The sequence below is a fragment of the Hyalangium minutum genome (assembly GCF_000737315.1).
GTDB classification, from domain to species: domain Bacteria; phylum Myxococcota; class Myxococcia; order Myxococcales; family Myxococcaceae; genus Hyalangium; species Hyalangium minutum.
Genome location: NZ_JMCB01000025.1, coordinates 21586 through 33531, shown reverse-complemented (window position 1 = coordinate 33531; position 11946 = coordinate 21586). Strand labels below are relative to the sequence as shown.

At 69.1% G+C, this 11946-nt stretch carries 10 protein-coding genes; 4 read left to right on the top strand and 6 right to left on the bottom strand.

What is annotated here, in order from left to right; all coding sequences use genetic code 11:
• The first annotated feature begins 70 nt into the window (after positions 1 to 70).
• Positions 71 to 538 carry a hypothetical protein gene (locus tag DB31_RS40220; RefSeq protein ID WP_205628651.1) on the top strand — a complete coding sequence of 156 codons (468 nt, stop codon included), beginning with the start codon at positions 71 to 73 and terminating at the stop codon, positions 536 to 538.
• Between the two features lie 93 nt (positions 539 to 631).
• Here DB31_RS40220 and proB read toward each other — a convergent pair whose 3' ends face one another.
• Positions 632 to 1759: a glutamate 5-kinase gene (gene proB, locus DB31_RS40215; protein ID WP_420806746.1), complete on the bottom strand. Its 1128-nt coding sequence runs from the start codon at positions 1757 to 1759 to the stop codon at positions 632 to 634.
• A gap of 155 nt (positions 1760 to 1914) precedes the next feature.
• On the opposite strand from proB, the gene hflX reads away from it, so the two are divergent.
• Positions 1915 to 3567 (top strand): GTPase HflX, encoded by a 1653-nt coding sequence (hflX, locus tag DB31_RS40210; protein ID WP_044198402.1) that lies wholly within the window; start codon positions 1915 to 1917, stop codon positions 3565 to 3567.
• 31 nt (positions 3568 to 3598) lie between these two features.
• Here hflX and DB31_RS40205 read toward each other — a convergent pair whose 3' ends face one another.
• The gene (locus DB31_RS40205; RefSeq protein WP_044198400.1) at positions 3599 to 4381 is read right to left on the bottom strand and encodes an SAM hydrolase/SAM-dependent halogenase family protein; all 783 of its coding nucleotides are present in this window, start codon (positions 4379 to 4381) and stop codon (positions 3599 to 3601) included.
• A 63-nt stretch (positions 4382 to 4444) separates the two neighbouring features.
• Here DB31_RS40205 and DB31_RS40200 point away from each other — a divergent pair, with 63 nt between their 5' ends.
• Entirely contained in the window at positions 4445 to 4915 is a 471-nt protein-coding gene (locus tag DB31_RS40200; RefSeq protein ID WP_044198399.1) for a hypothetical protein, read from the top strand.
• Between the two features lie 3 nt (positions 4916 to 4918).
• Here DB31_RS40200 and DB31_RS45715 read toward each other — a convergent pair whose 3' ends face one another.
• The 3 genes from DB31_RS45715 to DB31_RS40185 form a co-directional block, all read right to left on the bottom strand.
• The gene (locus tag DB31_RS45715) at positions 4919 to 6886 is read right to left on the bottom strand and encodes a hybrid sensor histidine kinase/response regulator (protein WP_052420627.1); all 1968 of its coding nucleotides are present in this window, start codon (positions 6884 to 6886) and stop codon (positions 4919 to 4921) included.
• 74 nt (positions 6887 to 6960) lie between these two features.
• A complete protein-coding gene (locus DB31_RS40190) occupies positions 6961 to 7968 on the bottom strand; it encodes an NAD(P)H-dependent glycerol-3-phosphate dehydrogenase (protein ID WP_044198397.1) in 1008 nt (335 codons plus the stop codon).
• A 9-nt stretch (positions 7969 to 7977) separates the two neighbouring features.
• Positions 7978 to 8808: a hypothetical protein gene (locus tag DB31_RS40185; RefSeq protein ID WP_044198395.1), complete on the bottom strand. Its 831-nt coding sequence runs from the start codon at positions 8806 to 8808 to the stop codon at positions 7978 to 7980.
• A 181-nt stretch (positions 8809 to 8989) separates the two neighbouring features.
• Here DB31_RS40185 and DB31_RS40180 point away from each other — a divergent pair, with 181 nt between their 5' ends.
• Entirely contained in the window at positions 8990 to 9616 is a 627-nt protein-coding gene (locus DB31_RS40180) for a hypothetical protein (RefSeq protein ID WP_044198393.1), read from the top strand.
• 62 nt (positions 9617 to 9678) lie between these two features.
• Here the strand turns inward: DB31_RS40180 and DB31_RS40175 are convergent, their stop codons facing one another.
• Complete coding sequence (locus DB31_RS40175) at positions 9679 to 11706, bottom strand: c-type cytochrome (RefSeq protein WP_044198391.1); 2028 nt, start codon at positions 11704 to 11706, stop codon at positions 9679 to 9681.
• Positions 11707 to 11946 lie beyond the last annotated feature (240 nt).

Below are 11946 nucleotides of genomic sequence, written 5' to 3'. Positions count from 1 at the left end.
TGCGGGGGTAGGGTGTCGGGAATAGGACCGGGCCGACATGGCGCGAAGGTTGCTTTGGCGAGGACTCACCGTGAACCGCACCTCCCTTCTCAGAAGCATGCTCTTGGGGCTGGCGTTGGTGGGCCTCACCACTTCCCTCGTACCGGCCACCGCCGAGGCCGAGCCGCTGTACCTCGCGCTGGAGGTGCGGCGCGAGGGCCGGCTGGTCGCCCAGCCCAAGCTGCTGGGTGAGACGGGCCGGACGCTCCGGGCCGAGCGCCGCAAGCCAGGCGCTCCGCAGCCGGACTACCAGCTGGTGCTCACGCCCATCGTCGAGGGCGGCCTGTACCACCTCTCGCTGGAGCTGACGCTGCCGGAGCTCCGAGGCCACTCGGAGCTGGCATTGCTCCACGGTCAGCAGCGCAAACTGCAACTGGGCAAGTTCCCGGGTGAGCTGGAGGTCTCCCTCCTGCTGATGAAGGTGGACTCGCCCGAGTTCCGCGCGCTCATGGACCTGGCGGACGACAGCGCCACCGGCGGCGGTCCCCGGCCCATCTGACGTCCCAGTTCTGGGACGGCTCTTCCCACTCCTGGGACTCGAGCGGGCGCCTGAGCGCTCCCCTGCTCCCTGCCAATTCGTCACTTCAGGCGGCTAGAGCACCGCCAAGTCGTCACGGTGCACGGCCTCGTCGATGTACCGGTAGCCGAGGATGGCTTCGATGTCGGAGCTCTTCTTGCCGGCGATCTTGCGGAGCTCGCTGTTCTCGTAGGCGCTCAGCCCCCGGGCGAAGGCGGTGCCCTGCTCGTCCACCAGGTCCACCGGGTCACCTCGGCCGAAGTCTCCCTCCACCTGCTTCACGCCCGAGGGCAGCAGGCTCCGCTTACCGCCGACGATGGCCTCGCGAGCTCCCACATCCACGACGAGCTTGCCCTTGGGACGCAGGGCGTGGGCGATCCAGGCCATGCGCGCGCTGCGGCGGTTCTCGGAGGCCTCGAAGAGCGTGCCCGTGGGCTCCCCCTGGAGCGCCGCACGCAGACGCCCAGGTACCGCGCCCGAGGTGATGATGCAGCGGATGCCACGCTCGGCCACGCGGGCCGCGGCGCGAATCTTCGTGGCCATGCCGCCCGTGCCCACCGTGCTGCCACTGCCTCCAGCGAGGGCCAGCAGCTCGGGCGTCACCGCGTCCACCTGCGTCAGCAGCTTCGCCTGAGGATCCTTGCGCGGGTCTGCCGTGTAGAGGCCCTCCACGTCGGAGAGCACCACGAGCAGCTCTGCCTCGATGACGCCCGTCACGAGGCTGGCCAGCGTGTCATTGTCGCCGAACTTCAGCTCGTCCACGGAGACGGTGTCGTTCTCGTTGATGATGGGGACCACGCCCGCCTCGAGCAGCTTCTCGAGGGCATGCTTCACATTGAGGTAGCGTCGCCGGTCCTGCACGTCCTCGTGGGTCAGGAGAATCTGCGCCACGCGCTTGTCCGCGCGACCAAAGGCCTCCTCGTACGCCTGCATCAGGCGGCTCTGGCCCACCGCCGCGCAGGCCTGCTTGCCGGGAATATCCTTGGGACGCGCAGGCAACCCGAGCCGCTCCACCCCCAGGGCAATGGCTCCGCTGGACACCACCACCAGCTCGCGGCCCTGGGCGGCCCAGAGCAGGTCCTCGCTCAACGCCTCGAAGTGGGCGCGGTTGAAGCGCCCCGTGGCGTTCGTCAGCGCATTCGTCCCAATCTTCACCACCACGCGCCGGGCGGCGCGCACAGCCTCTCGTCCCGAAGTGCTCACGGCGCGCAGATTAGGCTGGAAGTAGACGCGCCGCTCGGGTGTTCACACCAGTCCCCTTTTTCCGGACCCTGGAGCCGTGAATCCGGCCCGGTAAGTCCTTAAAGTGGGGGGGACGGCTTTGGACGCGGGCCGGAACCGCGCGGGAGAAGGAAAGTTTGAAGGAAATCTACGGCAACACCCTGGGCCTCAAGTCGAGCGAGCAGCAGCGCCTGCGCAACACCTACCGCCGCCGAGTAGACCCCCACGAGATCGTCTCGCCGGAGCTCGCCCGCCACCTCACCGAGCTGTCGAGCGAGACCCACCGCCAGATCGGCGTCCTCATCAACCGCAAGGGCGACATCGAGTACGTGGTGGTGGGCAATGCTCACAAGCTGGAGCTGCCGGACATCGGCCGCGCCCGTGCGGGCCAGGTCCGTCTGCGTGGCCTCCGCCTGGTGCACACGCACCTCAAGAGCGAGCCGCTGACGAAGGACGACCTGACGGACCTCGCGCTGCTGCGCCTGGACATGGTGGCCGCCGTGGGCGTGGGCCGCGAGGGTCTTCCCGGGGTGCTGCACTACGCGCACCTGGTGCCGGAGAACGGCGCGAACGAGTTCTGGCGCGTCTCCACGCTGCCCAGCGTCCACACGGGCCAGCCGGACCTGATCGATACGATGGACGCGCTGGAAGAGGAGCTCAACCGCAAGGCCGCCGCGCGTGCGGTGGGAGGGCGGGAGAAGGCCATCCTCGTGGCGGTGTGCCTGGATGGCAACCGCGGCCATGCCGAGGCCAGTCTCGCGGAACTCAAGGAGCTGGCGCGCACGGCGGGCGTAGAGGTCATCGACAGCGTGCTGCAGATGCGCCGCGAGGCGGATCCGCGCTACCTCATCGGCCGCGGCAAGCTCGAGGACCTGAACCTGCGCTCCATGCAGTCCATGGTGGACCTGATCATCTTCGACAAGGACCTGACGCCCTCGCAGGGCCGGCACATCGCCGAGGCCACCAGCCTCAAGGTGCTGGACCGCACGCAGCTCATCCTCGACATCTTCGCGCAGCGCGCGCAGAGCGCCGAGGGCAAGCTCCAGGTGGAGCTGGCCCAGCTGAAGTACCGGCTGCCGCGGCTGGTGCAGAGTGATGACTCGCTCAGCCGGCTCGCCGGTGGCATCGGCGGGCGCGGCCCCGGTGAGACGAAGCTCGAGATCGATCGCCGCCGGGTGCGCGAGCGCATTACCCACCTGGAGAAGCGCATCGACACCATCTCGCGCGAGCGCAGCGTGCGGCGGGCCCAGCGCAACCGGCGCGAGCTGCCCGTCATCTCCATCGTGGGCTACACGAACGCGGGCAAGTCCACGCTGCTCAACGCCATCACCAACGCCGAGGTGCTGGCGGAGAACAAGCTGTTCGCCACGCTGGACCCCACCAGCCGCCGCCTGCGCTTCCCGCAGGAGCGCGAGGTCATCATCACCGACACGGTGGGTTTCATCCGCGATTTGCCCAAGGACCTGGTGGCCGCGTTCCGCGCCACGCTGGAGGAGCTGGCCGATGCGAGCCTGCTGCTGCACGTGGTGGATGCGGCGGACCTGGCGCGCGACGAGCAGGTGGAGGCCGTGGAGGGCATCCTCGGCTCGCTGGGGCTGATGGACAAGCCGCGCCTCATGGTCTGGAACAAGGCGGACCTGCTGCCGGCCGAGGACGTGGAGGCCCTGCTGCGTTCGCGCGGCGGCGTGGCCATCAGCGCCCAGACACGAGAGGGACTCACGTCCCTCCTGGCCAAGGCGGACACCACGCTGTTCGCCGAGGGTGCCTCCGAGGCCCTCGGCGCGCTGTAACCCCCCAGACTTTCCGTGAACAGCCCGAGCTTCACTCGGGTTCGATGTGCACGCGCTCTCCGCGCTCGGCGCCGAGCACGGAGGCCGCGCTGCCATCCCGGGCGGAGAGCTCCAGCAACCCCGCGCTCCCCACCAATGCCAGCAGCTCTCCCGGATGCACCGCCTGGTAGTGCGGATGGGGCGCGCCTTTCACCACGGTGAGCCCCACCCTCACCCGGAACCTCGGGGGCAATAAGGCGCTCGGGAGGTTGGTGATCAGGTTGCCGTAGGTGTCCACGTGCACCACCTCCCCCACCACGCATCCGTCCTCTTGCGTGGGGGGAGACAGCTGGAACGGCGCCTCCAGCCGCTCCAGGCGAGCCCCCATCCGCTCGATGGGCACGCCCGACGCCAGATGCCCCACCACCGGAGCAAAGAGATCCCTTCCATGGAAGGTGCGCGAGCGCAGCGGGCCCCAGTACGCTGGCTCGGTCAGCTCGACGGCCACGTCCAGGCCTCCCAGCTGCTCCAGCGCCGGCACCAGCAGCCCGTTGTCCGGGCCCACCAGCACATCTCCTCGCCGGGAACGAGCCGCCACGGCTCGCCGGCTTGAGCCCACCCCCGGGTCCACTACGGCCAAGTGCAAGGAGCCTGCGGGGAAGGCCTCCACCGCCGTCCAGAGCAGGAAGGCTCCGGCACGCACATCCTGGGCAGGGACGCCGTGCGTCAAGTCCACCAGGGTCGCCGTGGGTGCCACCCGCAGGATGGCCGCCTTCATCTGCCCCACATACGTATCCGTGACTCCAAAATCCGTGTGCAGGCTGACGATGGGCATAGCGCGGGTGGCAGGCTAGCGCACCTGTTGCGGGGCCCCCCGAAGCTTTTCTACAGTCCCCCCGTGCTCACGCTGCTGCTCAGCCTCCTGCTTCATCTGGTGCAAATCGACGGACTCCCCGAGGGAATGCCCGGGAGGGACGACTCGCCCCAGTACGTGAAGCCCGCATCGTCGATGGCGCCGAAGTACTTCGACATGCTCGAGCAGAACAGCCACATCGTCTACCCCGCCCTGGCCGGCCTCACGCTCCTGCTGGTGGTGGTGGGCATCTTCCAGGCCTGGAAGAGCCAGGACATGGACGGCCTGACGAAGAACGAGTTCAAGCGCGCCATCGTCAACGAGCTGCGCCGCAACCTCAGCGGGCTGCCCGGTGACATGATCGCTCGCGCCATCGGCCTGGATCGTCTGAAGACCGTGAAGCTCCTGGAGCAGATGCAGCAGGAGGGCATGGTCAACTCCTATATGAGCTCCAGCCAGATGATGATGTGGCGCGTGCGCGGCGCCGGTCCCGAGAAGAAGGACCAGCGCTACTAGCCCCTACAGGAACGCGCGGACGCGCACCGGGTCGAAGGGCTTCTCGATTCGCCGCGACGCGTGATCCTCCAGGAACCGCGCCGCCCGAGCCGTAAACGCCCCCGCCGACATGAACACCATGCGCCGGACCACCTCGGGACGCACCGTCTCGAGCGCGTCGTGCAGGTCCATGCCAGTCAGCTCCGGCATCATCAGGTCGCAGAAGATGACGTCGTAGCTCTCTCTGTGCGTCAGCAGGCGCTCCTGGGCCTCGTGCGCCGTCTCCGCCATCTCCACCACGTGCGGCGCGCCGATGATGCGCGCAAGCGCCTGGCGGACCTCGGGATCGTCATCGATCACCAGCACACGGCGGGGAGCTTTGACCTTGGGCAGCTCGGCCAGGAGCGGCGCGGGAGACCGGACGGGCGAATCCAGGTCTCCCACGGGCAGCAGCACCCGGAATGTCGTCCCCTGGCCCGGCTGGCTCTCCACCCGGAGCTGGCCCCCCAGCCCCGTGACGATGCCGTGGCACACCGACAGCCCCAACCCCGTGCCCACGCCGATGGGCTTGGTGGTGAAGAACGGCTCGAAGATGTGCGGCAGGTGCTCCGGATCGATGCCTTTGCCCGTGTCGCTCACCTCGACGACGACCCACCCCTCTTCGCCCGGGCGCATGGCGACCCTCACCTGCTGGTGCTCCGCCGTCCCCGTGTCGGGGATGGCCTGCGCGGCGTTGATGAGCAGGTTGAGGAAGACCTGCCCCAGCCGGGACTCGTTCGCCCGGACGAAGGGCACAGGCGCGTACTCGCGCACCAGCTGCGCCCGCTGGCGAATCTGATGCGTCGCCATGGCGATGGAGAACTCCAACGCCGCCTGGACGTCCACGGGCCCAATCGCCTCCGGATCCCCCCGGGCGAAGATGCGCAAGTCCCGGACGATGTCGCGGATGCGAATGGCGCCCATCTGCGCCTGCAGCAGCGCCTTGCGCACCTCCTCCAGATCCACTCCGGGGATGGGCTTGTCCAGCCGCCCCAGCTCCTCCAGCGCGTACGTCACGTTCGCCAGCACATAGGCCAGCGGGTTGTTGATCTCGTGGCCCACGCCAGCTGCCAGCTGGCCCGCGGTGGCCAGGCGCTCGGCCTGCACCAGTGCGCTGCGCGTGGCGGCCAGCTCCGCGGAGCGGCGGCGGACCAGCTCCTCCGCCTCGGTGCGGGCATGGTGCTCGCGCGACAGCAGCGCATCCCGCTCCATCTCCGCGCGGTGCCGCCGGGAGCTGTCCTCGATGACGCTGATGAAGTAGTCCGGCATGCCATCCGGCTTGCGCACCAGCGATACCGTGACGGTGCACCACACACGCTCCCCGGTCTTGCGCACGTAGCGCTTCTCGATGATGTACCGCGGGAAGACGCCCTCGAGCAGCCGCCGGGACTGCGCCTTGTCCTCCTTCAAATCCCCCACATAGGTGATGTCATCGGCGCGGATGAGGGTCAGCTCTTCGGGCGCGTAGCCGAGGATCTCGCTCAGCCGCGTGTTGGCCCGGACGATGTATCCGTCCACGCTCACGTGCGCGATGCCCACGGCGGCCAGCTCGAAGGTGGCCTTGAAGCGGCGCTCGCTCTCCTCCAGTTGGAGCAGCGTCTGGTCCCGCTCGGTGACATCCACCACCTGCGAGAGAATGCAGAGCAGTTGCCCCGAGGCATCCCGGAGCGTGTAGTTGTACCACTCGCAGTGGATGAGCGAGCCGTCCTTGCGGTAGTTGCGGCAGCGGCACAAGTTCCAGCGCTCCTTGCCTGCCTGCAGGCGCTGGACGGCCTCCCGGGCTCGGGTCAGGTCCTGCTCGTGGACGAAGGGCTGGCTCTCCGAGGGGTGCCTGCCGAACATCTCCTCCTTCGTCCAACCGAAGATCTCCTCCGCCCGAGGGTTCCAGAAGCGCACCTTCAGCTCGGCATCCCACTCGATGATGGCGATGGGCGAGTTCTCCGCGAGCGACATCACGGAGAAAGTCCACGTGGGAGCCTGTCGCGAGGAGGAGGATGGAGGAAGCAGAGGCATGAAGTTCCGCAGACTCAGGGGCCGCTCAGCTCGGACTTCGGCTGGCGCGTCATCAGCTCCACCACCGCCTGCTTCGCGCCCTTGCCCTCGTAGGCAATGGCGTAGACCTGCTGGCAGATGGGCAGCTCCACGCCTGTCTTCACCGACAAGTCCCGGGCGCTCTTCGCCGTCTTCACGCCTTCGGCCACCTGCTTCATCTCCGCGAGCACGTCCGCCAGCTGGCGCCCCTTGCCCAGCTCCATGCCTACCCGCCGGTTGCGGCTCAGCTCACCGGTGCACGTGAGCACCAGGTCTCCCATGCCCGACAGCCCCGAGAGCGTCAGCGGGTTGCCGCCCTTGCGCACCGCCAGGCGCGTAATCTCCGCCAGGCCGCGGGTGATGATGGCCGCGCGCGCGTTGTGGCCCATGCCCAGCCCGTCCGCGATGCCGGCCGCGATGGCGATGACGTTCTTCAGCGCCCCGCCGTACTGCACCCCCACCACGTCATTCGAGGTGTACGAACGGAACGTCTCCGTCTGCAGCACCTTCTGGCAACGCACCGCCACCTTCTCCCAGTGCGAGGCGATGGTGACCACCGTGGGGCTGCGCATCGCCAGCTCCCGGGCGAAGCTGGGCCCCGAGAGCACCGCGATGTACGGGTGGAACTCCTCCGGCAGGCAGTCCTCCAAGAGCTCCGTCATCGTCAGCAGAGACTCGTTCTCGATGCCTTTGGCCACCGTGAGGAGGGGCGCGTGGCGCGGCAGGGACGGCAGCGCACGGGAGACGATGTCCCGCGTGGCGTGGCTCGGCGTGGCGAGCACCACCAACTCCGAGCCCTCCAGCGCCTCCTCCAGGCTCAGCGTGGCGAGCACCCGCGGTGACAAGGGGATACCCGGCAGGTAGGTGGCGTTCTCGTGGCGGGTGTTGATGGCCTCGGCGAGCGCCGCGTCACGGCCCCACAGGCGCACCTCCTCGCAGTTGACGGCCAGGGAGTTGGCCAGGGCCGTACCAAAGGAACCAGAGCCGATGACGCTGCTACGCATGAAATCTCCTCAGAACCCCGTCACCACGCCCACCCCCACGGCTGGCATGAAGGCAGCGTCCTCCTCACGACCTTGGATGTTGGCTCCGACCATGACGATGTACGAGGTGCGCTCGGAGAAGGGAACCTCGAGCCCCGCGCGGAACAGGAAGTTGCCGGACACCTGCACTCCCTCTGGCCGCCCGCCCAGCGGCGTGCGCTGGAACGGCTGGGTGTCGAAGGCGAGGAGGTAGCGCACGTCCAGGAAGCCTCGCGTCCTCACGCCCAGCGGCAGCGAGCCCACCAGCCCCGGCGCCACGTTCCAGTTGCGCCGGCCCGTGAAGTAGCGCGCCCCGAACTCCTCCTGGCTCGGCGTGCTGAGAAAGAAGGCGTGCCCGCCCTCCACCGAGACGGCCAGGTGCGCCTCCTCGCCCTGCACCAGCTCGAAGCGCGCGTAGCCGCGCACCTCGTTCATGATGCCGTAGAGGCTGTCCACGCCGATCCCGGCATCCAGGCGGGGCAGCACTCCCACCGAGACGCGCGCCGAGGCCAGGGGGAAGCCAAGCATGAGCCCCGCTCCCACCCTGCCCGGCTCCAGGACACCCCCTCCGTAGAGACTCACCCGGTTGGGCTTGAGGGGCTCGGGAGGTGGCCGGGACTGGGTGACACGGCCCCCCGAGGTGCGCACCGGAAGCGGCGGCGGTAGGGGTTCGGGCGGAGGTGCGGGAGCCTCCGGGCCCGGATAGCTCAGCCAGGACTCATCGGGCGCGGAGTTGGCCGCCGACGGACCCGAGGGAGCCTGCGCCAGCGCAGGGCCTGCCAAGCCGAGCATGAGCAAGAGAGGGGAGAGGAAGGCACGCATGGGGATCGCCCGGTTCAGTGTAGACCACCCCATACCAGGGAACGAAGCAACCCGGGGGGTGGGCTGCCCTCCTCCCAGACGTCCGGCAGAGAGCAACCAAGCGCAATGCCGTGGCCTTTCGGGGCCCGCTCCGGTCTACCATCCGCGCGGTTCCGGAGTGCCGGACGAGGAGCGAGACGGGATGAGGGCCGGATGGGGCCGGGGACTGGTGCTGACATTGGCGCTCGGCGCATGCCGGGTGAGCGGACCCTCCGCGTCCGCGGACGCCGGACAGCCCCCACCCCCTCCGCCTCCAGGGGCCGCCACGGGCGCGAGCTGCGAGGCGATGCTGCCCTCGGATCTGCGCGAGTGGGTGCTGCCGGGCTTCACGGTGAAGGAGGACCGGGCGTGCGCTCGATGCGGCCCGCTGTGCACCTTCCGCGCGGCAGCGGAGCCTGGCACCACCGTGTCGCTCTCCTACAACTGCGAGCCGAAGGACCCTTCCGTGGAGGTGCGCGAGTTGCTCGCTCCCACCTTGAACGCGGGCGGGGTGGAGGTGCCCGCGCTGGGCCGCGCCGCCGCCCGGCGCTCCCCCGTCCCGGGCATGCTTCAGGTGGTGGCCTGGGACGACGACACACCGTGCGTCGTGGTCGTCACCTGGATGGGCACGGGACCGGAGCGCGCCGTCGACGTGATGCGCACCGCCCTGCAGGCGGCCAATCCCGCGGCGCTGGACGCGGTTCGCGACATTGCCTCAGGTGGGGCCTCTCGTGATGCGGGAGATGCGGGCCCGCCTCCCAGCGACACGGGGGACGCGGGCTCACCCTGAGGACCTCTACTGGGAGGGAGGGCGCAGGATGCCGTGCGGCGCCCTCCCCCGCCAGCGCGCGGTTACAGCACGCGCAGGAACTCGACCAGATCGTCCAGCTCGGCGTTGCTCAGCCGCGACGTCTTGCCGTGCGTATCGGAGCTGCGCGTCTGCAGCAGGCGCTCCTTGAGCGTCTGCGCGCTGCCGTCGTGCAGGTAAGGAGCGCTGCGCGCCAGGCCCAGCAGCGACGGGGTGTTGAGCCCGTGCTGGCGCACGACGTCGTTGTCCGGGTTGGAGCCGCTGGTCACGAACGTCCCCACATTGGCCTGCTTGTTGTTCGTGAGCGTCTCACCCGTGTGGCACTCGTTGCACTCGGCCTTGAGGAACGCCGTCGAGCCGCGGATCTGCGCGTCCGTCAGCTCGTCACGCTTGTACGGGTTGTCCGGCGTGGGCATGACGTCCAGGAAGGCGGCCAGCTGGCTCGCCATCTGCGCGTCCACCACACCACCGCCCATGCGCTGGCGCACCGTCACGTCCAGGAAGTCACGCAGCGAGGGGAACTCGCCGCTCCAGTGGAACGGGCCCGTCTTGGTGATCATGCGGCCGGCCAGCGTCGGCGTCTGACGCGGACCATCCGGGAAGCCCCACACGTGGCCATCGTCACGCCCGCTGGGGTGGCAGGTGGCGCAAGCCGCGCCCACGTTGTTGGCCGTCATCCGCGAGTCGATCGCGGAGAAGAACAACCTGCGGCCCATGGCCGCCTCGGGCGAGAGCACGTCCTCGGCCACCTTGATGCGCGGCCCCTCCTCGCGGATGTTGAGCGCGCTGGAGGAGCCATCGCCCACCAGCGTCGTCACCGTGTGGTCGAAGGCGTTGTACACGTAGGCCTTGAGCCCATCGCGCGACAAGGCGATTCCGTTGGGGCCCGCGCCCACGCGCACCAGCTGGCGCACGGTGGTCGCCGGGAAGCGGAACTCCACGTCCTTGCCCGAGCGGCGGTTGGTGGGCATCACCGCGACGTTGTTCGTCTCGCGGTTCACCACGAAGAGCCACGCGCCCGTGGGGTCCACCGCCGTGGCGATGGGGCCCTGGATGGGGTGCGTGGGGTCCGGGGAGACGATGGTGCTGGGCGGGAAGTCCTTGTCGTCGTCTCCACCGCCGCCGCAGCCGCCGCCGTCGCCGTTGAGATCATCCACCACCGGAGTGGAGGTGTCCGCGTCGAAGGTGATGACGCCCGGCGAGGCAATGGCGCCCGTGCCGCAGGGGCCACCGCCACCATAGAGGCTGCCACCGCCACCGCCCGGGGGCGGCGTGGGCTGGCCCGGCGTCACGACGGGATCCTCGCGCGCCCACCGCGCCGTGGCGAAGGCGCGGCTGCCGTCCGGCATCACCGTCAGGTCATCCATGCCGCGCGGATGGAACGAAACCATGCCGCTGAAGCCAATGTCGACGCCCGGCCGCCCGTCCCCCATGCGGAACTTCGAAGCGTTGGCGCGCTGGTAGACGTCCGTGCCCGTCTTGACGAGCTTGGGGTCGTCGCGGTCGGACAGGTCCACCTGAACGACGTCGCCCTTGCGGTGCAGGGTGATGAGCGCCTTGCCGTTCTCCAGGATGGCCAGGCCGCGCGGCTCGTCGCCCACGGGCAGCTCCCACAGGCGCTTGAGCGAGCCCGTATCGAACGCCATCAGCGAGCCCTGTTCGGTGGACTCCAGCATGGCGCTGTTCACCACGTAGAGCGTCTTGCCGTCCGCCGACAGCCCCAGGCCCATGGGCTCCACGCCCACGTCCAGGCGGGCCGCCTCCGTCCACTGGTCCCGGCGGATGATGGACACGCTGCGGCTGCCCACGTTGGAGACATAGAGGGTGTCATCCGGGCCCACGGTGATGCGCTCGGGCAGCAGGCCGACCTTCACCTCGGCCACCTTGGAGCGCGTGGCGGTGTCCACCACGGCGACGATTCCGTTGTCCGAGTCCACCGCGTACAGGAACGCGTCATCCCGGCTCAATGCCAGCGTGCCTGCGTGCGGCGTGTACGTGGCGGAAGGCTTCTGCTCGCAGCCGGTCAGCCCGAGAACGGCTACCAGCGCTGCGGCCAGCACTCGCTTCTTCATGGGGAGTCTCCTCCTAAGCCGCACCGTGCCAGCCACTTCCCGGCCCTGAAGGCCCTGGCGCTCGGTGCGCATACCGTGGAGAGGCATCCGGCCCGGCTGCCTCTTCCCTGATCAACCGCTGCATGGTGCCACCGAACGACACGGAAAGTCGAATGTTTCCCTACATCCGGTGTAAGCCCTCGGACACCCTGGAGTTTCCTCTCCGCGTGCGAAACGACACGAGCGCACACCGGTGGACAG